13 protein-coding genes and 1 pseudogene are annotated in these 23,611 nt (G+C 64.9%); 4 read left to right on the top strand and 10 right to left on the bottom strand.

From position 1 onward, the window contains the following. Window positions 1–212 precede the first annotated feature (212 nt). Window positions 213–1,529, top strand: coding sequence for an Nramp family divalent metal transporter (locus tag AC097L_RS07985; RefSeq protein ID WP_479585800.1), 1,317 nt, complete (start codon window positions 213–215; stop codon window positions 1,527–1,529). Window positions 1,530–1,671: 142 nt separating this feature from the next. On the opposite strand, the gene AC097L_RS07980 is transcribed toward AC097L_RS07985, so the two are convergent. From AC097L_RS07980 to glnE, 10 genes and pseudogenes are all read right to left on the bottom strand, one after another. Next, window positions 1,672–2,442: a hypothetical protein gene (locus AC097L_RS07980; RefSeq protein ID WP_479585799.1), complete on the bottom strand. Its 771-nt coding sequence runs from the start codon at window positions 2,440–2,442 to the stop codon at window positions 1,672–1,674. 381 nt (window positions 2,443–2,823) lie between these two features. Further along, window positions 2,824–4,542, bottom strand: coding sequence for a hypothetical protein (locus AC097L_RS07975; RefSeq protein ID WP_479585797.1), 1,719 nt, complete (start codon window positions 4,540–4,542; stop codon window positions 2,824–2,826). Between the two features lie 389 nt (window positions 4,543–4,931). Then, window positions 4,932–5,174: pseudogene (locus tag AC097L_RS07970) on the bottom strand (phosphotyrosine protein phosphatase). Between the two features lie 71 nt (window positions 5,175–5,245). Beyond that, window positions 5,246–8,401: an efflux RND transporter permease subunit gene (locus AC097L_RS07965; RefSeq protein WP_479585793.1), complete on the bottom strand. Its 3,156-nt coding sequence runs from the start codon at window positions 8,399–8,401 to the stop codon at window positions 5,246–5,248. 10 nt (window positions 8,402–8,411) lie between these two features. After that, a complete protein-coding gene (locus tag AC097L_RS07960) occupies window positions 8,412–9,560 on the bottom strand; it encodes an efflux RND transporter periplasmic adaptor subunit (protein WP_479585790.1) in 1,149 nt (382 codons plus the stop codon). A gap of 26 nt (window positions 9,561–9,586) precedes the next feature. Further along, window positions 9,587–11,008 (bottom strand): efflux transporter outer membrane subunit, encoded by a 1,422-nt coding sequence (locus tag AC097L_RS07955; protein WP_479585786.1) that lies wholly within the window; start codon window positions 11,006–11,008, stop codon window positions 9,587–9,589. A gap of 149 nt (window positions 11,009–11,157) precedes the next feature. Next, a complete protein-coding gene (locus AC097L_RS07950; RefSeq protein WP_479585783.1) occupies window positions 11,158–12,396 on the bottom strand; it encodes a beta-ketoacyl-[acyl-carrier-protein] synthase family protein in 1,239 nt (412 codons plus the stop codon). Beyond that, the gene (locus AC097L_RS07945) at window positions 12,393–12,659 is read right to left on the bottom strand and encodes a hypothetical protein (protein WP_479585780.1); all 267 of its coding nucleotides are present in this window, start codon (window positions 12,657–12,659) and stop codon (window positions 12,393–12,395) included. Before AC097L_RS07945 ends, AC097L_RS07950 begins: the two co-directional genes overlap by 4 nt. Next, window positions 12,656–13,480, bottom strand: a complete 825-nt coding sequence (locus AC097L_RS07940; RefSeq protein WP_479585776.1) for an alpha/beta hydrolase — start codon at window positions 13,478–13,480, stop codon at window positions 12,656–12,658. The genes AC097L_RS07945 and AC097L_RS07940 overlap by 4 nt, the downstream gene beginning before the upstream one ends. A 370-nt stretch (window positions 13,481–13,850) precedes the next feature. Then, complete coding sequence (gene glnE, locus AC097L_RS07935; RefSeq protein WP_479585771.1) at window positions 13,851–16,673, bottom strand: bifunctional [glutamate--ammonia ligase]-adenylyl-L-tyrosine phosphorylase/[glutamate--ammonia-ligase] adenylyltransferase; 2,823 nt, start codon at window positions 16,671–16,673, stop codon at window positions 13,851–13,853. Between glnE and AC097L_RS07930 the strand changes: the two genes are divergently transcribed. From AC097L_RS07930 to AC097L_RS07920, 3 genes are read left to right on the top strand one after another with little or no spacing between them, the layout of a single operon-like run. Further along, window positions 16,672–20,811 carry a YhdP family protein gene (locus AC097L_RS07930; RefSeq protein WP_479585767.1) on the top strand — a complete coding sequence of 1,380 codons (4,140 nt, stop codon included), beginning with the start codon at window positions 16,672–16,674 and terminating at the stop codon, window positions 20,809–20,811. The two genes, glnE and AC097L_RS07930, sit on opposite strands and share 2 nt — an antisense overlap. Then, window positions 20,808–21,623 (top strand): carbon-nitrogen hydrolase family protein, encoded by an 816-nt coding sequence (locus AC097L_RS07925; RefSeq protein ID WP_479585763.1) that lies wholly within the window; start codon window positions 20,808–20,810, stop codon window positions 21,621–21,623. Before AC097L_RS07930 ends, AC097L_RS07925 begins: the two co-directional genes overlap by 4 nt. After that, entirely contained in the window at window positions 21,620–23,608 is a 1,989-nt protein-coding gene (locus AC097L_RS07920; RefSeq protein ID WP_479585760.1) for a two-component system sensor histidine kinase NtrB, read from the top strand. Before AC097L_RS07925 ends, AC097L_RS07920 begins: the two co-directional genes overlap by 4 nt. Window positions 23,609–23,611 lie beyond the last annotated feature (3 nt).

Raw genomic sequence — 23,611 nt, 5'->3', positions numbered from 1 at the left:
AGCGCTTTGAAGCATACAGATTGGAAGCCGGAATGGCCTGCCAACGGCACAGGGAAAACACCAGTGCCGCCGCCGCCCAGCGCACGGCCATGCATTTACCCGAAATTTATATAAAAAGTGCCTCTAGCGCAGATAGTGTCTGCGCTACTAGCTATGACAAGCATAGCAATTGCATATCGGCCAGCGTGTAGCGCGCTTCTATACTTTGGCGGATGTTTGCACTCCCCCGCACCGCCACCGCGCCGTTTTGCCCGTCCGAAGTCAAAGGCAGCGTGGCCGTCGCCCCTGGCCTGCCGTTCCACAAAAAACTGCTGCGCTACGCCGGACCCGGCCTGCTGGTGTCGGTGGGCTATATGGACCCCGGCAACTGGGCCACCGACATCGAAGCCGGTTCGCGCTTTGGCTACGGCCTGCTGTTTGTGGTGCTGCTGGCCAGCCTGGCGGCAATGCTGCTGCAGACCCTGTGCGTGCGGCTAGGCATCGTGGCGCAAAAGGACCTGGCCCGCCTGTGCCGCGAACAGTATTCGCCCGCGGTGAACCGCTTTCTTTGGCTGGGGGCCGAGCTGGCCATCGTGGCCTGTGACCTGGCCGAGGTACTGGGCAGCGCGCTGGCCCTGCACCTGCTATTGGGCGTGTCGGTGCCGGTGGGCATTGCCATCACCGCGTTTGACACCGTGCTGGTGCTGGGCCTGCAGGGCGCGGGCTTTCGGCGGGTGGAAGCGATTGTGCTGGGGCTGGTGGCCACCATCGCAGGCTGTTTTGTGGCGGAGCTGGCGCTGTCGCAGCCGGTGTGGGCGGACGTGGCCATCGGCTTTGTGCCCAGCCTGCAGCGCCTGCAACAGCCCGGCGCGCTGTACCTGGCCATCGGCATCGTCGGTGCCACGGTGATGCCACACAACCTCTACCTGCACACCTCCATCGTGCAGACCCGCCGCCTCGCGCCCACCGAGGCCGGGCGGCGCGAGGCCGTGCGCTGGTGCACGCTGGACGCGCTGGTGTCGCTATCGCTGGCCTTGCTGGTCAACGCCGCCATCCTGGTTCTGGCCGCCAGCGCCTTCAACACCAGTGGCCACCGCGAGGTCAGCGATATTGCCGATGCCTACCACCTGATCGAACCCGTGGTCGGCAGCGCACTGGCCGCCAGCCTGTTTGCCATCGCCCTGCTGGCCTCGGGCCAAAGCTCCACCTTCACCGGCACTATCGCGGGCCAGATCGTGATGGAGGGATTCTTAGACCTGAAGATCCCTTGCTGGCAGCGCCGCCTGCTGACCCGCGCCCTGGCCCTGGTGCCCGCCTTCATTGGCGTGTGGTGGCTGGGCGACGCGGGCATTGGCAAGATGCTGGTGCTGAGCCAGGTAGTCCTCAGCTTCCAGCTGCCCTTCGCCATCTGGCCGCTGGTGCGCTTCACCAGCAGCCGCAAGCTGATGGGCGCGTACGCCAACGGCCCGGTGCTGAAGCTGTGCGCCTGGGGCGTGTTTGGCGTGGTCAGTGGGGCGAATGTGTGGCTGGTGGCGCAGGTGTTTGTGTAGCCGGTGGCGACGCGGGCGAGATGGGCTGCGGCTCCATGTCTTTGATGGCCTGCAATGTGCCGCTATAGACGCGGGGAGGGCTTCGTTGGCCTTGGGTCATGGCCGGGTTGACTGCGCAGGGCGATGCCGCTCCCTGGCCGATTCAGGTGCCGGGCACGAACACCATCGCGATGCTGACCCACACGCCGAAGCTGAAGTACGGCGTCAACCACAGCGCATCGGCCTTCCATGCCGCCCAGTTGCCGCTGGGCACGCGGCGCTGCCAGGCATCGCGTGCGCCCTGGTCCAGGCGCATATAGGCCAGCCCATGCGCGCGGCCATGCTGGTAGCGGCGCCAGTACATCGGCACATCCACGCAGAGCACATAGGCCACGAAGGACACCGAGCCCAGGATGCCGACGACGGCCAGCGCGTGCACCCAGCCGCTGCTGTCCAGCGCGATGATGCCCAGCAGTGCCGCCATCCACGAGAAGCCCGCCGCCCACAGCGAGGACTCCACCGCCTGGGTGATGTGGTTCAGCGTCAGCACGCTGTGCCAGCAAAAACCCTGTGCCACCACCATGAACACCGGTATCGCCCAAGCCGCCATTTGCACCCACGGCAGGCCGGCATGCACGCCCAGCTGGTGTACCAGCAGCCCCAGCTGCAGCGCAAAGCAGATTTCGGCCACCGTGGCCGCGCTACGGCCCAGGAAGATGCTGGACAGCCGCGTGTCCACCACCACCAGCCGCTCCAGGTCCACCCGCGGCAGCACCGAGCGATAGGCGCACACCAGCACGTACACGCCGGACAAGGCCAGCTGCAGCCCCGCGTGGATACCGCTGCCCGGCCCCAGATGCAGCACGGCGAGCCACAGGCATACATTCAGTACCGCAATCGCGCACAGCGCCCGCCACCAGGACAGAACGCCCATATCTGCTTCAATGGGGACTAGCGAAAAATTGTGGCGATTTGATGACATGAGACTCAGGGTAACCGGGAGGGGGTTGGGGAGGCAAGCGCTTTTGCTGGCTTTAATGTTTGCAACGCAGCGGCTGCCGCCGGTTGCGACTGGATCGTGACAGTACGCCTTCTGTCCTGCAACTGATACCCGAGACCTGGCGTTCTCGCCAGCCCGACGACTGGTTTCATGTGTACCGCCGACTTTGGTGAGGTGCCGCCATACGCGGCATCTTGTAAATCAACTACCGGCTGCTGTGAGCGGGTACTCCCGACCCGAAGTTGACACTTGCAGGCCACAGAAGCAGCCGATCAACGGGTGAGGCTGATATGAGTTTGTCAATGCCGATGCGACTCAGGTCGCAATAAGCTCGGCTTGGTCTGAGGGTAGGTCAAGCTCAAGGTACATGTAGCTCGGCTCGCGCCTAAGTCCTTCGGCTGGAGACGTGCGCACTAATCGCCGATTCTCCGGGTCAAAGGCCATGCCGTCCACCAAGCACGCTTCTGCTACACGCGGGTTGTACCCGTGCAGCCAGACAAAGTTCTTCCTCGTCCAAGCCAACACTGCCCCTTGAAGCGCCCGACTGTCCTTGTCGTAATCGCCCTGCTTGTCAGTGAGTCCCATCACGTTCAGGCAGAAGCCGAGAATCTTTGCTCCTTTGAAGTTAGGGAAGCGCTTCATGTCGGCAATCTCGTCGTACAGGAGTCGTCGCACCTTGAATTTCACCACCTTGCCGGCGGGGCCATTGAGGTGATCGAAGTTGAACAGTTCGCCCCACACCGAGTTGTGCTGGATCGACCAGCATCCCCACTGTGGCGATCTGACGGCCGACGCATGGAAGATCACCTCGAAAATCATGCTGGCCATGTGATCGTAGAAGGTCTCGCGCGGGTGTCCGTGCTTCGCTCTCACACGAACGCGACCATGATCGGGAACGCCCTTCTCGTCAAGAATCTTGACCGCGTTCTTTACGAACTCGACAACGACTCGAAGACGGCGGGACAAATCTGTGTCCCAATTGTTGGCAAGTTCGTTCAGCTTGTAGAGATCAGAGGCAGCGTTCTCGATGTAACGCTTGGCGCGATACAGCACGAACGAATGCTCTCCGTACCCCTCTTTGACATAGCTACGGAAGGTCATCAAGACCACCCTACAGTAAGCCTCCCATTGCTCAGCATCCCATTCCCTCTTGCCATATATGTCAGGGTCAAGGAGAGTTCCGATTGTCTCGACCATTTGATAGTTGGCGAACATCGCCTGGCTGAGAGGCTTGTGATAGCCAATCAGGCCCGACTCATAGCCCTCGGTCTCGTGGTAGAGAAAAGAGTCCTTATTTGCCAATGCCTCATTCGCTATGTTCTTAGCAAAGGTCTCCACCTGGATGCCGTGCTTTTTCATGTTGGCAAGTGCATGGAACACCGCTAGCGCGGTGCCCGGCGACGACTCGACGATTGCACGGCACAACCGCTTGTCGGCGATGAGCAGAAGTAGATCGTTGGCATATCCCTCCACCTTCGGAGGGACGTTCTTCTCCTTGTCTTCTCGCTCTAGCCGATAGTTCTTGCGTTTGCCTCTGTCCGTGGCGAAGCGGACGAGCGTACTGGCCGAGTAGGCGAGTTCGTCAGCGATGACGGCAAGCTCTGCCGGTGAGCCTTTCAGAATGAATCTATACAGGGTCTGTGCGAAGCGCTCAGCGTTGTACCGACCGTATATGGGTGGCCGGATGAACGCGAACCATGCCCAAGTGAGGAAGGTCAGCAGGAACAGTCCGCCCAAAACCGCTTGCCACGACGCAGGCGTCAAGAGGTTGCCTTTTGGTACCAACCACTGCTCGGCACGCCAGAGGTCCGTTAGCAGGGTGAGCACACCGACGATAGCGACGACCGAGAACGTGAAGCCCAGCAGAGGTAAAGGCGCAGTTCGGACGCGAAACCGGTAGCGAACGTCTGCGATCGTCCAAGCCAGTACCATCAGCGCGAGGCCAGCGAGGAACTCGGAGAAGCCGAAAAATTTCTGCCCGCTGCTGTCGAGAGGGATGAAACAAACACCAAGAAAGCACTGTTCAACCGTCACTAGAAATCCCTTCTCAATCTACTTTCTTGTAATGTAGTGCCTGTATGTAATGTCATTACTGCTCGATACGCCGACGTTAGACGGTTCATTCTTCTTCTGTGAAGTCACGGAGGGTAGCAGTGCGACTCGCACGATTTGATCACCTCCTGTCTGCTTTGGGTCGACAGCGCCAGTTCCTGAAGGGGAAGGGCTACAGTTGAATGATGTGACTGGGCTCGCCCATGAAATGTCAGCTTACGGCAGTTCTGCAAGCATCCGACTGCAAAGCTTGGCAATGGCCGGTATCGGCCAAGCCGTCACTAGATCGCCAAAGTTGACTGGCAGCAACCAGCCTGTAACAGTCGTTTGACGGTTTTCGGTTAACGGTCGCTCCAGGCCAATACGTGCGTCTACCGCAAATGCCCCGGCACCCGTTTCTCCAACAACGCCACAAGCTCCGGCTGCATGAACTGGTAGTTGTCCTGAATATCCAGACACACCACCTTCTTGCCGGATAAGTGCCGCTTGAACCGCTGGGCCAGTTGCGTGCGGTGCCGCTTCTCCATCACACAGATGATGTCGGCCTATTCGATTTGGTCCGCCGTGGGGCTGCGCAGTCTGTTGCGGCTGCAGATGAAGAGTACGCGTGGCATAGCAGGAGTTACATCAAAAATTTAAACAAAAAGGCTGCTGGCGCTTGTATTACCTGCACCAACAGCTCTTATTACGATAGCGCCTTGGGCTGCGGTGCCGGGGGCAGTTGGGCTGCCCCTGGGGCCGGTTTCCCCCGCATCTTCGCGCCCATGCGCCTAAACCAGTGCTCTAGATCGTCGATATAGGTAAACACCGCAGGCACCACCAGCAAACTCAGCACCGTAGAGGTGATGAGCCCGCCGATCACCGCCACCGACATCGGGCTGCGGAAACTGGAATCGGCCGCGCCCCAGCCCAGCGCAATCGGCAGCATGCCTGCGCCCATGGCCAGGGTGGTCATGATGATGGGGCGGGCGCGTTTGTGACACGCATCCAGCAGGGCTTCTATGCGCGACATTCCAACGACGGCCGGCCGGCCGTCGTGTGCCGGTTGGCCTCGGCGCGCCACGATGGCGTACTCCACCAGCAGGATGGAGTTCTTGGTAGCGATGCCCATCAGCATGATCAGGCCGATCAGCGAGGGCATGGAGAAGCTTTTTTGCGCGATCAGCAGGCCCACGAAGGCCCCGCCCAGCGCCAGCGGCAGCGCGCACAGGATGGTCACAGGGTGCAGGAAGTCTTTGAACAGCAGCACCAGCACGATGTAGATGCACAGCACCCCGGTCAGCATGGCCAGGCCAAAGCTGGCGAACAGCTCGCCCATTACCTCGGCATCGCCAATTTCCACCACCTTCACGCCGGGCGGTAGCTGGGCCATGGCGGGCAGTTTTTGCACCGCTTCTTTCACATCGCCCAGCGGCAGGCCCGACAGTTCGATTTCGAAGTTGACGTTGCGGGTGCGGTCGTAGCGGCTGATGACGGCGGGGCCGCCGTTGGTCTCCAGCGTGGCCACCTGGCCCAGCATCACCGGGCCAATACCAGGTTTCGTGCCCGGCACGGCCAGGCGCTCCAGCACGGTCAAGTCTTTGCGGGCCGCGTCGTCGAGCTTGACGACGATGGGCACCTGGCGCTGCGACAGGTTGAGTTTGGGCAGTGAAATGTCGTAGTCGCCCAGCGTGGCGATGCGCAGCGTCTCGCCGATGGCGCTGCTGGTCACGCCCAGGTCGGCGGCGCGGGCAAAGTCGGGCCGCACCGCGATCTCGGGCCGGATCAGGCTGGCGCTGGACGCGACGCTGCCCAGGCCGGGGATGGTGCGCAGGTCTTTTTCCACCGCCTGCGCGGCGGCCTGCAGGGCGACCGGGTCTTCGCCGGTGAGCACCAGGATGTATTTTTCGCCCGAGCCGCCCAGGCCGACCTTGCTGCGCACGCCGGGCAGCGGCTCCAGCGCGGTGCGGATGTTGTTTTCAATGCCCTGTTTGCGCGGGCGCTCGCCCCGGTCGCTGAGCAAAATGGTCAGCGTGGCCTTGCGCGCCTCGGCGGCCCCGGGGGGGGCAAACGGGTCGCCGCCCGCGCTGCCGCCGCCAATGGTGGTGTAGATGCTTTTGACGTGCGCTACCTGGGCAATCAGCGTGCGTGCCTGCTCGGCAGACACTTGGGTTTGCGCCAGGGTGGAGCCAGGCGGCAGCTCGATGTACACCTGGGTTTGCGAGTTGTCGTCGGGCGGGATGAAGCCGGTGGGCAGCAGTGGAATCAGTGCGATGGAGCCGATAAAAAACACCGTGGCCCCCACCATGGTCAGCACCCGGTGCTTCAGGCACCACGCTGCCCAACGCATGTAGACGCGCATCCAGCCGGCGTCTTTCTCGGCCCCTACGATGGGCTTCAAGATGTAGGCCGCCATCATCGGCGTGAGCACCCGCGCCACGATCAGCGATGCCACCACTGCCAGCGAGGCGGTCCAGCCAAACTGCTTGAAGAACTTGCCCGCAATGCCGCTCATGAAGGCGGTGGGCAAAAACACCGCCACCAGGGTGAAGGTGGTGGCCACCACGGCCAGGCCGATCTCGTCTGCCGCCTCCATGGCCGCCTGGTACGGGGTCTTGCCCATGCGCAGGTGCCGCACGATGTTTTCCACCTCCACAATCGCGTCGTCCACCAGAATGCCGACCACCAGCGACAGGGCCAGCAGCGTGATCACGTTGACTGAAAAGCCCAGCAAATACATGCCGATGAAGGCCGGAATCACCGACAGCGGCAGCGCCACGGCCGACACAAAAGTCGCCCGCCAGTCGCGCAAAAACAGCCACACCACGGCCACCGCCAATATCGCGCCTTCGTACAGCAGGTGCATGGAGCCGGTGTATTCCTCCTCCACCGGGGCCACGAAGTTGAAGGACTCGGTAAGCTCCATATCGGGGTGCTGTAGCTTGAGCTCGGCCAGCGCGGTTTGCACCGCCGCGCCCACCGCCACTTCGCTCTCGCCGCGGCTGCGCGACACCTCAAAGCCAACCACTGGCTGGCCGTTAAGCAGGGCCGCAGAGCGTTGCTCGGCCACCGTGTCCGTCACGGTGGCCACCTGGTCGAGGCGGATGCGGCGGCCATCGCTGAGCGCCAGTTGCAACTGGCCCAGCTCCTGGACAGTCTGCACCGTGGCCAGGGTGCGCACCGGCTGCTCGCCCACGCCCAGGTCGGCGCGGCCACCCGCGCTGTCCAGCTGCACCAGGCGCAGCTGGCGCGAGATGTCGGCGGCGGTGGCGCCCAGCGCCTGCAGCTTGAGCGGGTCCAGCGCTACCTGCACCTCGCGGGTCACGCCGCCCACGCGGGTGACGGCCCCCACGCCACGCACCGCCAGCAGCTTGCGGGTGACATCAAAGTCCACAAACCACGACAGCGCCTCGGCATCCAGCTTGGATGAGCGGATGGTGAAGGCCAGCACCGGCTGGGCCGCCATGTCCACCTTGTTGACGATGGGGTCGCGCACGTCGCCCGGCAGGTCGCTGCGCACGCGGGCCACGGCGGATCGCACGTCGTCCACCGCCTCTTGCACCGGCTTCTCCAGCCGGAACTCGGCGGTGACGGAGACGACGCCGTCGCTTACCGAGGTGTAGATGTGCTTCAGGCCCTGCACGGTGGCGATGGAGTTCTCCAGCTTGCGGGCCACCTCGGTTTCTAGTTGGGCCGGGGCTGCGCCGGGAAGGCTGGCGGTGACTATGACGGTGGGCAGGTCGATGTCGGGGAAGTTCTGCACCTTCATGGCGTTGAAGGACAGCAGCCCGGCAAACGTCAGCAGTACAAACAGCATCACCGCCGGAATCGGGTTCTTGATGGACCAGGAGGAGACGTTCATGGCCTGCTCTTTATTTGCTAGCTGCTGGTGTAGGTGCTATCTGCGCTGGAGGCACATTAGGCTTGGAATTGTCGACCACGCGCACCCGGTCGCCGTCGTTCAAAAAGCCCGCGCCGCTGGCCACCAGCACGGCATCGGGCTCCAGCGCGCTGGTGATCTCCAGCCGGTCGCCCAGCTGCCGCCCGGTTTGCACCTTGACCTGGGCCACCCGCTGGTCTTTGCCCACGCGGTACACAAAGCTGAAGGCATCGCGCACCACCACAGCGGTTTGCGGCACGGTCAGCGCGCTGGTCTGGCCGAGTTCAAACGCGCCCTTGGCGAACATGCCGGGCTTGAGCTGCTTGCTTTGCAAGTCCACGTAAACCAGCCCCATGCGGGTTTGCGGGTCCACCGTGGGCGCGACCATGCGCACCTTGCCTTTGATCGGCGTGCCATTGGCGGTGCTGACCAGGGCCGTAGTGCCGACCTGGATGCGCTCCAGCTCGGCGGCGGTGACCTCGGCGCGCCACTCCAGCCGCCCCTGGCGCACCATGCGGAACAGCTCGGTGCCGCTGCCCAGCACCGCACCCACGGTGGCGCTGCGGGCGCTGATGACGCCGCTGTCGGGGGCCACTACCTGGGTGTTTCTCATGCGCTGCTGCTGCACCACCACGCTAGCCTTGGCGGCGGCGACGCGGGCCTTGGCAACCTGCTCGGTGGTGAGGTACTGGTTGATCTGCTGCTCGCTCAGGGCGCCGGTGCTTTGCAGGGTGCGGGCGCGGGCCGCGTTGCCGCCGGCGTCCAGCGCATTGGCCTCGGCCTCCAGCAGGTTGGCGCGGGCCTGGGCCAAGTCGGCTTGCACGCTCTCGGCGGCGAATGTGGCCAGCACCTGGCCGGCACGCACCACGTCGCCCACATTGGCGCGCACCTCCAGCAGGCGCAGGCCGGTGGCCTCGCTGCCGATGCTGGCTTCTTGCCAGGCGGCGACGTTGCCGTTGGCGCTGAGCTGCAGCGGCCAGGCCAGTGCCCGCGGCTGCACCGTGGTGACGCTGAGGGCGGGCTTGGGCTGGGCCTGGGGCTTGTCATCCGCCGCTTGGGAATTTATAGAAAAAAGGCCTGCAGCGCAGATAGACAGTGCGCAAGAAGCTGTAAAAAAGATAGCGTTGGGTTTGAAAGTCATGCGGTGTGTCCAGGGTCGTGTCAGGGCTAGCGGGCGGTACTGGCTGTGCTGGTGGTGTTGGCATCGGGGCCGGGCCAGCCGCCACCCACGGCGCGGTACAGCGCCACCCAGGCCAGCAGGCGCTCGCGCTGCAGGGCGATGACGTTGGTATCGGCGGCCAGGGCGGTGCGGCGCGCGTCTTCGAGTTCGGGCAGGCTGGCCACACCGGCCTTGTAGCGCGCCTGGGTGGCGTTGTACGACGCCTGGTAGCCGGCGGCGGCGGTCTGGGTGTCGGCCATGCGGTCGTCGCTGCTGAGCAGGTTGACCAGGGCTTCCTCTACCTCGCGCACGGCCTGGCGCACCTTGGCCTGGTACAGGGCCACGGCCTCGGTGTAGCGGGCCTGGGCGGCGTCGATGTTTGCATCTTGTTGTCCGCCGTCGAACACGGGCAGAGATACCGTCAGTGGTCCGATGGACCAGCTTGCAAAATCATCGTTGCTTGCGGTGGAGCGGTAGCGCATGGCTCCGATGGAGCCATTCAAGCTCAGGCGCGGGTAGCGCTGCCCCTGGGCGTTGCCTACGTCGAAGCTGGAGGCAGCCACGTCGCGCTCGGCGCTGAACACATCGGGCCGCTGGGCCAGTGCCTGGGCCGGAATGGATGCTATTGAAAAAATAGCTATTTGCGCAGAAGGTGCGGGCGCTGTAGCCAGTTTTTGTGCCAGCTCTGCCTCGGGCAGCGCGGTCAGCGCGACCATGGCTTTCAGGTACAGGTCACACTGCGTGAGCTGCTGGTTCAGCCGGTTATTCGCCTCGGCGGCGCTGGCGCGGGCCAGCGCGTCCACCGCCGGAGCGGTGAAGCCGGCGCGGGTGCTCAAGCCCGACAGGCGGGCCGTCTCCTGGCGCGAGCGGGCGTCTTCGCCGGCCAGGCCGCGCAACAGGGCGCAGGCGCGCACGTTGACGTACTGGTTGGCCACCTCGGCGGCCACGGATACGCGGGCGTCGTGCCACAGCGCCTGGGTGCCCTGCTGGCGCGCCTGGGCGGCGTTCAGCGCGGCACGCTGGGCACCGAACAGGTCGATCTCCCAGGCAGCTTGCAGGTCGCCCTGTACCAGCGTGGCGGGGGGCGAAAGGGGCTTGGTGGCGCTGCGGCTGGCGTTGACTGTGGCGTTCAAGCTGGGGCCCAGCGCGGCATCGGCGCCTACCGTGCTGGCGCGGGCCTGGGCAATTCGCGATGCGGCGGAGGCCACTGATGGACTGACATTCTGGGCTGCCTCGATTAACTGCACCAGCAGCGGGTCGTCCAGCCGCGTCCACCAGTTGGACAAGTCGCCCAATTGCCCGCGGTGCGGCAGCGGGGCCTGCCATTGTGCAGGGGCCTGGGCCGCGACATGGGTCGGTGGCGGCGTTATGGCACAGCCCGCCAGCCACAGCGGCAGCGTGCACAGAATAGACCAACGGGAGAGATGCATGCGGGAGGCTCCTTGCGGTTTGGCGGCGGACGTATCGTATTGCGCTGGCCCGGACCTGCGCGCGGGGAGGGATGCTTGGTCCCCTGTTGGGGCGAAGCCGTTCAGGAACTCGCCAAGGCGTGGGGCCATCCGCACCCCATAGGCCTAGATCACGCGGCCTTCAGTACCAGGACCGCGTTGCTGCCACCAAACGCAAAGGAATTGGACAGCGCAACCTGGAGTTTGACGCCTGCACGGCCCGTGCCGCACACATGGTCCAATCCGGCGCAGGCGGGATCGATTTGGTCCAGATGCGCCGTGGGCGGTACGTTTTGGGTCTGCAGTGCCAATGCGGTAGCCATGATCTCGATCGCGCCCGCCGCCCCCAGCAGGTGACCGTGCATGGACTTGGTGGCGCTCACAAGCGTGTGCGGAGCATGTGCGCCGAGCAATGTCCGCAAAGCCGCGATTTCCACCGCGTCGCCGTCTAGCGTGGCCGTGCCATGCGCATTGACGTACTGTACGTCTTCGGGGTTCACGCGGGCATCCCGCAAGGCTTGGCGCAAAGCGCGCAACTGGCCTTGGGCGTCGGGTGTCGTCAGGTGCATATGGTCGCAACTACTGCCGTATCCAGCTATCTCGGCGTAAATGCGGGCACCGCGGCGGTGTGCGTGTTCCCAGTCTTCCAGGATCAACGCCGCCGATCCTTCACCTAGAACCAAACCCTGTCGGCCAGCGTGGAAGGGACGGCAGCTGGCCTCGGGCTGCGTACCCGCGGGTGCGATGATCTTCATGGCCTCCCAGGCTTTCACTATGCCAAACGGCATGGCCGCTTCGGCACCACCGGCCACAACAATATCTGCCTGTCCCGATTGCACGCGCCGAAACGCCTCGCCCACTGCGACGGCCGAGGAGGCACACGCGACGGAGTACGTCAGGCAATCGCCACCCAAGCCCAATTGCAGGGCGATATGCGAAGCTGCTGCGTTGTGCATGCCGAGGACAACGGACAGCGGTGAAATGCGCGGACGTTGTTTGACAAACAGATCGCGGTAGCTACGCTCGGTGGTATTGGTACCACCACCACCCGTACCCCAAAGCACGCAGGCACTATCACGCTGCGTAGCATCCAATCCCTCCAGTTGCGCATCATGCCAAGCCGACGTGGCTGCCACAGCGCTCAGCTGGCTGACGCGCTCCATAGTGGCCAGGCGGCTGCGCCCCAGCACCGCGGTAGGATCGAAACCCAGGCACAAGGCAAACGGCACCACAGTGGTGTAAGGCGCTTCGCCAATATCGTGCAAGGCAATGTCGGAAATGCCATTGCACCAGGCTTCAAATGCTGCAGCAGGGGATTGGCCTTGGCTTGAAACCAGACCCAGGCCGGTAATGGCAACTCGGCGCTTCATAGGGGTTTTTTGCTGCCGTCCTCGTTGAGGTAGGGCTCCAACATGCTTACCAGATCTGACACGCTCTGTGGCAGGTTAGGGGTTTCGGGAATGGTGGTTTCCAGCCAGTCTTCTAACTCGAAAAGCAACTCGGCCGTGGTCAACGAATCCACCTGGATGTCTGCCAATAGGGTCTCCATTCCAATTGCTTCCACGGGTGAATCGGTGTAGCGCTCTAAGGAACTGCGAACAATGTTCAGCGCGTGCATTTCTTTTTCCGTCATCTACCAATTCCTATGCGACCATCTAATGCTGGTCGAACGCCGGGCGCTTTTAGAGCGTTATCGATCGGAGCGATTTTCCTGGTGTCCGAAACGAACTGCAATATCTCTGAGAGTACGCGCTCTTTTTCCCGATCTATGCTGATCATATGATAGCTATCGCTCAGTAAGATGCAGCGTATGGCGGACGATTGGACGCGCGAGGCCACTTCGTAGCTACTGCGTGGTGTTGCGCACTCGTCTTCCTTGGCGTGGATCAGCAAAACTGGGCAGGTGATATCGGGCAAGACTTTGCGGGTCAGCGCAATCAGCTCTCGGGCCTTTAAAAGTTCACTTACATGCAGAACCGAGGCGCCTGCATCCGACTTGCCAGCCTCCTCCATCTGGCGTGCGATCCAGGCGCGCATGCGCTCGTCCTTCAATCCAAAGGGCTCGCCTTCCTTGATCTTGATCTTGGGCGCAAAAGGGACATAGCGGGCCAAGGGCAACAGCGCCGTGTACCAAGGATTCGCCCAGCCGTCATAGTGGAGCGCCGTTGACAGTGCCAGCACGGAAGACAACTGGTTAGAACGTAACGCTGCAATCCTCAATGCCATGACCGACCCTAAACACAGGCCACCCAAAGACACGGTGTCGCACTCGGCTAGCAGATCGTCCAGATTTTTGAGCGCGGTGTCCAGCCACTGTGCTACAGATTGTGGGCGGTCACCCAGGAGGCCATACGTATAGCCGTGTATCACGGGGACGCGTACCGTGTAGCCTGCGCGTTGCAGGCCTCGGGCAACAAACTGCAGTTCTAGTGGACTGCTGCTGAGACCATGCAAGAGAAGCACTCCATGCGATCCTCCCTTGAAGTGCAACGTTTTGGGCCGCGCCGGTTTGGACGCAATGGCTATAGGCGGTAGATTATTTTTCAAGAGGGTCAAACTAAAATGGACTAGGCGGCGCGTAGTCCCAGACGGACAGCTTGCAACTTCACCGTAATTTCTGCCCTGATGACCGCTCTAAATGCGCTGATTTTAAGCGATCGTAGGGGTTGCTAGAGTGGCAAGTGGCCAGGCCGAGCACTCCACGAGCCGGTACCGTGAGACCCATGCTGGGGCGCCTCTAGGACGTATCTCGCAATTTTTGGCATTGCGTGCGTGAATGCGTCGCGCGACTTTGGCTCGCAGTGGTCTTCATACGGTACTAGCCTTAGCCAAACACTGCCCCCCACAGCGCCAGCACCGCGTCCCGCTCTTTCTGCAGCAGCGGCGGTGCTACCTGGGTGGGGGTTTCGTTCAGGCGCGCCTGGTGCTGGGCCTTGCGCAGTTCGCGGTAGGCGTTGGCCGCCGCCTCGCCGATCTCGGGGGGCAGCAGGCCGCAGGCTTCGGCGCGCTGCAGCAGGGCGATGTTGCCCACGTTGTCTTGCAGCGTGGGGTGCTGGGCGGCGTGGGCCAGCACCAGAAACTGCACGGCAAATTCTGCGTCCACCATGGCACCAGTACTGTGTTTCACGTCGAAGCTGCTGTTGCTATCACTGCCCCGCACCGGGTGGGCGGCGCGGACCTTGTTGCGCATGGCGACGATCTCCGCCTGCAGGGCGGGCAGGTCGCGCGGGGCGGTGATGACGTTTTGGCGGATGGTGTCAAACCGATGGCACATGGTGTCGGGGCCGAGTACGCAGCGGGCGCGCGTCATGGCCTGGTGCTCCCAGGTCCAGGCGGTGTTGCTGCCCCGGCCTTCCTGGTAGCCCGCATAGGCGTTCAGGGTGGTGACCAGCATGCCGGAGTTGCCGTTGGGTCGCAGGGCGGTGTCGATTTCGAACAGGTCGCCCTCAGAGGTTTTGACGCTCAGCCAGTTGATGAGCTTGCGCACCAGTTGGGCGTAAACCTCGGGTGCGCGTTCGTCTTCGTCCTCGTACACAAACACGATGTCCAGGTCGCTGCCGTAGCCCAGCTCCTTGCCGCCCAGCTTGCCGTAGCCGATGACGGCAAAGCGCGGTTCGTCCAGATGGTGGCTGGGCAGGCGCTGCCAACACCAGCGGGCGGTGACGCGCAGCACCACTTCGGCCAGTGCGCTGAGGTCGTCGGCCACCTGCTCGACGCTGATGCGGCGTTCCACGTCGCGCGCCAGGGTGCGGAACAGCTCGGCATGGTGGGCGCGGCGCAGCAGGTTGAGCAGGGTTTCTTCGTCGTCTTCTTGCGTGATCTGCAGCGAGGTACGGCGGGCTTCCAGCTCGGCTTCCAGCGCGACGGGGTCGAAGCGCTCGGCCAGCATGGCATCAGATGCCAGCTCGTCGATCACGCCAGGGTGCAGCTGCAGGTAGCGGGCGGGCCATTTAGCGGTGGCCAGCAGGCGCAGCAGGCGTTGGTGTACCGAGGGGCGTTCCAGCAGCAGGGCCAGGTAGTGGTCGCGGCGCAGCAGGGGTTCGATCCAGTCCATCCAGCGCAGCACGCCGTCGATGCTGGTGCTGCCGTCTTGCAGCCAGCCAAGGGTGCGCTGCACCAGCCGTGACAGCCGGGCGCTGGAGAGATCGCGCAGGGCCAGCACGCGGGCGTGGGTGGACCAGCGCAGCAGGCGGGCCTTCAAGGGTTCGTCCAGGCGCTCGGCCAGGGTGGCCAGGTCGGGTGTACCCGACAGGTCGCCCGGCCCGGCGTAACCCGTCTTACCCGTTTTGCCGTTGCAGCCCTTGCATTCTTTTTTACCGCCCAGCAGGGTGTCGAACTCTTGCGCCACCAGCTCGCGGTGGGTGTCCAGCTCGGTCAGGAAGGCGCAGCATTGGGGGTAGCCCATGCTGTGGGCGATCCAGGCCAGGTCGGCATCTATGGTGGGCAGCACATGGGTTTGCTGGTCGTCCAGGTACTGGATGCGGTGCTCCACCCGGCGCAAAAAAGTGTAGGCCCGGGCCAGCGCGTCGGCGGTGGCCTGGGGCATCAGCCCAGCATGGGCCAGGCGCGGTAGTGCGTCCAGCGTGGGGCGGGTGCGCAGCTCGGGGAACTGGCCGCCACGCACCACCTGCAGCAATTGCACGGTGAATTCGATCTCGCGGATGCCGCCGCGCGACAGCTTGACATCGTTGGCCCGCTCGGGGCGGCCCGCACTGCGCTTGGCCGAATGGTCGCGGATCTGCTGGTGCAGGTTGCGCAGCGCGTCGAACACGCCGTAGTCCAGGTAGCGGCGGAACACAAACGGCAGCACCACGGTGCGCAGCGCGCTGGCGTCAAGAATGCAGCTGCGCGGGGCGACCACCCGGCTTTTCAGCCAGGCAAAGCGTTCCCATTCGCGGCCCTGTTCTTGCAGGTAGTTTTCCAGCGCGTCCATGGACACCGCCACCGGGCCGGAATTGCCGTGCGGGCGCAGCGCCAGATCGACGCGGAACACAAAGCCGTGTTCGGTGGTGTCGCCCACCAGCGCGTAGATGATCTTGACGGCCTTGCAGAAGTACTCGTGGTTGCTGGTGCGGCCCCGCCCCTCGCCCATGCCGACCAGGCCCGCGGTGTCGCCGTCATGGTTGTAGACGTAGATCAGGTCGATGTCGCTGGACACATTCAGCTCGCGCGCGCCCAGCTTGCCCATGCCCACCACCCACATCTGGGCCCGGCTGCCGTCCGGGGCCAGGGGCGCGCCGTGCTGGCTATCCAGTTGGGCAAAGGCGTGGACGCAGGCGGCATCCAGGGCGATTTCGGCCAATTCGGTGACGGCCCGTGTCACCACCTCCAGAGGGGCCTGCTCGTCACAGTCCAGCACCACCAGGCGCTCCATCACCAGTTGGCGCAGGCTGCGCAGGGCCGCACCCGTGTCCAGCCCGGTGGCGCGCAGGGTGGCCAGGGTGGCCTCCATGCTGGCGCGCACCGGCGGGCCGGGGGGCAGCAGGTCGAGCTGGCTGGCGTAGCGGCGGCGCAAACGCTGCACAAAACGCGAGTGGCCGGACAAGGGCGCGATGTGTGTGGGACTGCTTAACAAAGTGACACCGTAAAGGAGGTGGCCTGCTGCAGGCGCGGCTGCCGTGGGAGTGATAATTCTGGTTGCATCCATGTGTCCAATGACTGAGTCCAAGCCTATCTCCAGCACCTATCCCACACGCCTGCTCCGTTGGTTCGCCACTGCCGCATCCTGGTGCCTGGGCTTGGTGGTGGCGGCTTGGCTGGTGCTGGCCTTGGCCTGGGGAGCCTTACACGGCTGGATTGTGCCGCGAATTGGCGAATTTCGCCCGTGGCTGGAAACCCGTGCCAGCCAGGCGCTGGGGCTGCCGGTGCGCATCGGTGCCATCTCGGCGCATTCGGAGCACCTGATCCCCTCGTTTGAGCTGCGCGATGTGGCCCTGCTGGACGGCCAGGGGCGCGAGGCGCTGAAGCTGTCGCGGGTCACCGCCACGCTGTCGCCTGCGTCGCTGCTGAAACGCGGTTTCGAGAGCATTCTTATCGACCAACCCGAGCTGGACGTGCGCCGCAGCGTGGACGGCAGCCTCTCCATCGCCGGGTTGGATGTCTCCCACACCAGCAACGGCGATGGCCAGACCCTGGACTGGCTGTTTGCCCAAACCGAGCTGGTGGTCCGCGGCGGTACGGTGCGCTGGACCGACGAGCAGCGCGCCGCGCCGCCGCTGGCCCTGGGCGGCGTAGATTTTGTGATGCGCAACAAGGGTTTAGGCCACAGCCTGCGCCTGGATGCCTCGCCCCCGGCGGACTGGGGCGACCGTTTCAGCCTCAGCGCCCAGTTCCGCCAGCCCTTGCTCAGCACCCACCGGGGCCGCTGGCAAGAATGGGATGGCCCGGCCTACGCCAGCCTGCCCCGGGTGGATGTGTCGCAACTGCGCCGCTATGCCGATGTGGGGGTGGACGTGGGGGAGGGCGTGGGGGCTTTGCGGGTGTGGGTGGATATCCGGCACGGGCAGGTGACCAGCGGCACGGCTGATGTGGCACTGGCCGGTGCCCGCGCCACCTTGGCCGCCGGGCTGCAGCCGCTGGCGCTGCAGTCGCTGCAAGGGCGCATCACCTTGCAGCAATCACCGGGTAGCCTTGCATTGGCCACCGAAGGCCTGCAGTTCACCACCGACGACGGACAGGTCTGGCCAGGGGGCAATGTGTCGCTGCACCTGCAGGACGCGACCCCCCGCCTGCCCGCGCAGGGCACATTGCGCGCCGACCGGCTGGACCTGGCCTTGCTGGCGCACATGGCCAACAGCCTGCCGCTGGGCCCGGCCACCCACCGCATGCTGGCCACCTATGAGCCCCAGGGGCAGGTGGAGCACATCGAATCCCGCTGGAACGGACCCCTTGCCGCCCCCACCACGTACAGCGCCAAAGGCCGCATCACCGGGCTGAACGTGGCCGCGGGCGTGCCGGCAGCGCCCAGCCCTAAAGACCGGGTGCCGCTGGGGCGTCCCGGTGTGCGCGGTGCGGCGCTGGACTTTGACATTACCCAGGCCGGGGGCAAGGCAGACCTGCGCATCGCCCAGGGCGCGCTCGACCTGCCGGGTCTGTTCGAGGAACCGGTGGTGCCCATGGACCAGCTCTCGGCCACGGTAGCGTGGCAACAGCAGGGCGATGCCCTGGCGGTGCAGGCCAGCGAGGTACGGTTTGCCAATGCCGATGCCGAAGGCCTGCTGCAAGCCAAGTGGCATACCAGCGACCCCGCACAGTCGAGCAGCCATGCGCGCTTTCCGGGTGTGTTGGACCTGCAGGGCCAGTTAAGCCGGGGCGAAGCCACGCGGGTGCACCGCTACCTGCCCATGGAGCTGCACGCCGACGTGCGCCACTACGTGCGCGATGCGGTGTTGGCGGGCCGCGCCAACCAAGTGAAGTTTCGCGTCAAGGGCGACCTGTACGACTTTCCGTTCACCCAACCCCGACAGGGCGAGTTCCGCATTGCCGCCGAGGTGCGCGATGCCACTTACGCATACGCTCCCCCCAGCCTTTCCTCCAGTCTGCATCCGGCCAACGCCTTGCCCTGGCCCGCGCTGGAGCAGTTGTCGGGCGAGCTGGTGTTTGACGGCAACACGATGCAGATCAACCGCGCCAGCGGCAGCTTGGCCGGGGCCACTGGTTTCCAGATGACCCGTGCCGAGGCCCAGATTGCCGACCTGGGCCACAGCGTGGTGGTGGTCAAAGCCCAGGGGCGCGGCCCGCTGGCTGACATGCTGGGCGTGGTCAACCGGTCGCCGCTGGCCGAGATGACCGGTAATGCGTTGGACCAGGCCACCGCCAGCGGCCCGGCCGACCTGCAATTGCGCCTGCAATTGCCGATTGCCAACATGGACAAAAGCAAGGTCCAGGGCAGCATCACACTGGGCGGCAACGATGTGCAAATCACCCCGAGCAGCCCGGCCCTGGGCCGGGCCCGGGGGGTGGTCAACTTTTCGGACACCGGCTTTGCGGTGGTCGGCGGCCAAGCCCGGATGCTGGGCGGTGACGCGAAGATCGACGGCGGCATGGCCGATGCCGCGAAAGGCGGTCTGCAGTTGAAGGTGCAGGGCGTGGCGACAGCCGAGGGCCTGCGCCAGGCCACCGGGCTGGGTGCAGTGGCGCAGATCGCCCAGTTCGCCAGTGGCAGTGCCGCCTATGCCGCGGTGGTGGGCGTACGCCAGGGTGTGCCCGAAATCAGCGTCACCACCAACCTGCAGGGCGTGGCGCTGAACCTGCCCGCGCCGCTGGCCAAAGCCGCCGACACGCTGCTGCCCTTGCGTTTTGACAATGTGATGCTGCCCGGCACCAGCCCGCCTTTGCGCGACAGCCTGGCGCTGGCGCTGGGGGTGGGCGGGTCGGTGGCTTCGGTAGTCTATGTGCGGGATATTTCCGACCCGGAGCCGAGGGTGCTGCGGGGCACCGTGTCGGTGGGCCTGCCCCCCGGCGAGTCGGTGCTGATGCCCGCCGAGGGCGTATCGGCCAACATCCGTGTCGATACCGTGAGCGCCGATGCCTGGCAAGCGCTAGCCGCCAAAATGGCCGGTCCACCGGGTACCGGCAGTGCCGCTTCGGCCTCCAGCAGCACCAGCGGCTACACCCCTACCACCCTGGCCGTGCAAGCCAAGGCCTTGACGCTGGGTGGCCGTACCCTGCACCAGCTGGTGCTCAACGGCTCGCACTTTGCCACCACCTGGCGCGCCAACATCGATGCCCAGGAACTCAATGGCTATGTGGAATACCGCCAACCTGCCGATACCAGCGCAGGCCGTGTTTATGCCCGGCTAACCCGGCTGACCCTGGCCCCCAGCACCGCCACAGAGATGGAAACCCTGCTGGACGAGCCCTCGGACACCGTGCCTGCGCTGGACATCGTGGTCGATGCGCTGGACCTGAAAGGCAAAAAGCTCGGCCGTGTCGAGGTGGAGGCCGTCAACCGCGGCGGCCGCGCTGGCGGGGTCGGGCTGGTCGATACCGGCGTGCGCGAATGGCGGCTGAACAAGCTCAGCATCACCAACCCCGACGCGCAGCTCAGCGCCACCGGCAACTGGGTGGCCTTGGGGGGCCGTGCCGGGTCCACCACGCCCCGGCGCACCACGCTGAACTTTCAGCTCGATATTGCCGACGCGGGGCAACTGTTGGCCCGCTTTGGCATGCCCGGGGTGGTGCGCCGCGGCAAGGGCCAGATGGCCGGGCAGGTCAACTGGCTTGGCTCGCCGCTGGCGCTGGACACTGCCACGCTGGGCGGGCAGTTCAACCTGGCGGTCGACAGTGGCCAGTTCCTGAAGGCCGACCCCGGCCTGGCCAAGCTGCTGGGCGTGCTCAACCTGCAGGCTCTGCCGCGCCGCCTGGCGCTGGACTTTCGCGATGTGTTCAGCGAAGGTTTTGCGTTCGACTCGGTACGTGGCGACGTGCAGGTGGACCAGGGCCGCGCCACCACCAACAACCTGCAAATGAAGGGCGTGAACGCCGCTGTGATGATGGAGGGCAGCGCCGACATTGCCCGCGAAACCCAGGACCTGAAAGTGCTGGTGGTGCCCGAGATCAACGCCGGTACCGCGTCCCTGGTAGCCGCGGTGATCAACCCGGCCATTGGGCTGGGCACGTTTCTGGCACAGTGGTTCTTGCAGCGCCCGCTGAGCGAAGCGGCCACCCAGCAATTCCACATCGACGGCACCTGGGCCGACCCCAAAATTACCAAGGTGCCGCACAAGATGTTCGGTGCCAAAGTAGAGGCCCAGGCCCCTACCAAACCGGAACCTAACCCATGAAAGTTGCCGCCATCCAGATGGTCTCGGGCACCCATTTGCAGACCAACCTGGACCGCGCCGCCGCTTTGCTGGCCGAAGCCGCGGCCAGCGGTGCCGAGCTGGCGGTGTTGCCCGAGTACTTTTGCCTGCTGGGCCAGCGCGATACCGACAAGCTGCAGATCCAGGAGGCCTTGGGGGCGGGCCCCATCCAGGACTTTTTGGCCCGCAGCGCCCGCCAATGGGGCCTGTGGATTGTGGGCGGCACGCTCCCCCTGACCGTAGGCGACGGCAGCCGGGTACGCAACAGCAGCCTGGTGTTCGACCCCACCGGTGCCTGCGTGGCCCGTTACGACAAGATCCATTTGTTCCGCTTCGACAACGGGCAGGAGCGGTTTGACGAGTCGCGGGTGCTGGAGCCGGGGACGGAGCCGGTGCTGTTTGAGCTGCTGGCACGCGGCGGCCAGCGCTGGCGCATCGGACTGAGCATCTGCTACGACCTGCGCTTTCCCGAGCTGTACCGGGCCTACGCTGCGCAGGGGGCCGACCTGCTGCTGGTGCCCAGCGCCTTCACCCACACGACCGGGCAGGCCCATTGGGAACTGCTGTTGCGTGCCCGCGCGGTGGAAAACCTGGCTTACGTGCTGGCCCCAGCCCAGGGCGGACTGCACGCCAATGGCCGCAGCACCTGGGGCCACAGCCTGCTGGTAGACCCCTGGGGCACGGTGCTGGCCGAGCACGGTGAAGGCGAAGCGGTGGTGCTGGGCACGCTGGATGCCGCCCGCCTGGCGCAGTGCCGCAGCCAGTTGCCCGCCCTGGAACACCGCACTCTATGAGGTTGGTGCAGGCCATTTCACGGCGCAAGCTGGCCTTGCTGTGGCTGCTGATGCTGGCGCTGCTGGTGGTGGTGTTGGGCACCCTGGTCTGGCTGGCCGAGCGGTTTGAGTCCAGCCAGGTGCAAAGCCAGCTGGAGCGCGATGCTGCCAATGTGGTCAACGACATCCGCAGTGGCCTGACCCGCAATGTGCAAAGTCTGCAGGCCTTGCACGCCCGCGACCCCTCGCCCACGGCATGGTCTGCCGATGCGGCCGACTTGCTGCACGACCACCGCGAACTGCTGCGGCTGGAGTGGCGCAACACCGCGGTGGCCGTGGTAGCGGGGGTGGATTCGCCGTACCGTCCGCCGGTGTTCGACATCCTGGGGCGTATCGCCACCCAGGCCGATGTGTCTCTGGCCTGCGCCACCGCACAGCGTTTTAACAGCGCGGCCTATTCGAGCAATTACTTTTTGCCGCAGCGCGACAGCCTGGGGATGGAGGTGATTGAGCTGTGCATCCCGCTCATGGTCAGCGGGCAGGCGCGGGGCTATGTGGTGGCCACCTATTCGCTGGCCGAGGTGCTGGGCAGCCTGGTGTCCCGCCAGCTCACCCGCAGCCAGGAGGTGTCGTTTGCCGAGGCCGATGGCGCGCGCCTGGCCTTGCGGGGTGTGGCCCGCCGGGGCACACCCGTGTTTACTGCACGGCAACTGCTGGACCTGCCCGGCAACACCATGGTGGTGCGGCTGGACAGCTGGCGCGGTGCGCCCGGCGTGTTTCCCAACCTGATGATGGTGCTGGTGGTCCTGATGTCGGTGGCCCTGTTGGTGGTGACCGTGCTGCTGGCCCGCGACACCCGGTTGCGCCAGCGTGCCGAGCGCGGCCTGGCCGATGCGCTGGCGTTCCGCAAAGCCATGGAGGACTCGCTGCTCACCGGGCTGCGTGCGCGCGACCTGCAGGGCCGCATCACCTACGTCAACCCGGCGTTTTGCCAGATGGTTGGGTTTTCGGCCGATGAACTGCGGGGCCACAGCATGCCCGCGCCCTACTGGCCGCCCGACCTGGCCAGCGAATACCAGCAGCGCCAGGAAGTCCGTATGGCGGGTAACGCGCCGCCACGGGAAGGTTTTAGCTCGGTGTTCATGCGCAAGGACGGCAGCCTGTTTCCGGTGCTGGTGATGGAAGCCCCGCTGATCAACGCCCAGGGCGCGCACACCGGCTGGATGAGTGCCGTGGTGGACATCACCGAGCAGCGCCGGGTGGAAGAGCTTTCGCGCACCAGCCAGGACCGGCTGCAGGCCACCGCCCGGCTGGCCACGGTGGGCGAAATGGCCTCGTTGCTGAGCCACGAACTGAACCAGCCACTGGCGGCCATTTCCAGCTACGCCACCGGCTCGCTGAACCGGCTGCAGGCCGGGGGCGCGGCAGTGGACACCGCCGATCTGGCCGTGGCCATGCGCCGCATTGCCGAGCAGGTGGAACGTGCGGGCAAGTTGATCCGCAGCGTGCACGACTTTGTACGACGCCGCGCCAAGGTGCGCGAGCCGGTGGCTCCGCAGGTGCTGCTGGATGCCATTCTGCCGCTGGTGCAGTTGCAGGCCCGCAAGCTGGGCGTGCAGGTGCAGTTGGACGTGGCCGAGGCGCTGCCGCCCGTGCTGTGCGACCGTTCCATGGTCGAACAGGTGCTGCTCAACCTGACCCGCAACGCCATGCAGGCCATGGAGCACCCCGCGGTGACCGAGCGGGTGCTGGTGCTGCGGGTGGCGCAGATGCGGGTGCAGGTGCAGGAGTGGGTGGAGTTTTCGGTGTCCGATCGGGGCCCCGGCATTCCGCCCGAGGTGGCCGAGCGCTTGTTCACCCCGTTTTTCACTACCAAAGACGAAGGCATGGGCCTGGGCCTGAGCCTGTGCCGCACGGTGGTGGAGCAGCATGGAGGCGCGTTAAGCTTTGAGGCCCACCAGCCGCAGGGCACCGTGTTTAGCTTTACCCTGCCGATCTCTGAATGAATG

Source organism: Rhodoferax sp. RT5P35, assembly GCF_056521385.1.
The sequence above is the reverse complement of the archived record's forward strand: the minus strand, read 5'-3'. Positions and strand labels throughout refer to the sequence as shown.

What these genes read in the sequence shown, in the direction of transcription:
- AC097L_RS07985 (WP_479585800.1), top strand. Translation starts at nt 213, where the DNA reads ATGTTTGCACTCCCCCGCACCGCCACCGCGCCGTTTTGCCCGTCCGAA.
- AC097L_RS07980 (WP_479585799.1), bottom strand. Translation starts at nt 2,442, where the DNA reads ATGGGCGTTCTGTCCTGGTGGCGGGCGCTGTGCGCGATTGCGGTACTG.
- AC097L_RS07965 (WP_479585793.1), bottom strand. Translation starts at nt 8,401, where the DNA reads ATGAACGTCTCCTCCTGGTCCATCAAGAACCCGATTCCGGCGGTGATG.
- AC097L_RS07960 (WP_479585790.1), bottom strand. Translation starts at nt 9,560, where the DNA reads ATGACTTTCAAACCCAACGCTATCTTTTTTACAGCTTCTTGCGCACTG.
- AC097L_RS07955 (WP_479585786.1), bottom strand. Translation starts at nt 11,008, where the DNA reads ATGCATCTCTCCCGTTGGTCTATTCTGTGCACGCTGCCGCTGTGGCTG.
- AC097L_RS07950 (WP_479585783.1), bottom strand. Translation starts at nt 12,396, where the DNA reads ATGAAGCGCCGAGTTGCCATTACCGGCCTGGGTCTGGTTTCAAGCCAA.
- AC097L_RS07945 (WP_479585780.1), bottom strand. Translation starts at nt 12,659, where the DNA reads ATGACGGAAAAAGAAATGCACGCGCTGAACATTGTTCGCAGTTCCTTA.
- AC097L_RS07930 (WP_479585767.1), top strand. Translation starts at nt 16,672, where the DNA reads ATGTGTCCAATGACTGAGTCCAAGCCTATCTCCAGCACCTATCCCACA.
- glnE (WP_479585771.1), bottom strand. Translation starts at nt 16,673, where the DNA reads ATGGATGCAACCAGAATTATCACTCCCACGGCAGCCGCGCCTGCAGCA.
- AC097L_RS07925 (WP_479585763.1), top strand. Translation starts at nt 20,808, where the DNA reads ATGAAAGTTGCCGCCATCCAGATGGTCTCGGGCACCCATTTGCAGACC.
- AC097L_RS07920 (WP_479585760.1), top strand. Translation starts at nt 21,620, where the DNA reads ATGAGGTTGGTGCAGGCCATTTCACGGCGCAAGCTGGCCTTGCTGTGG.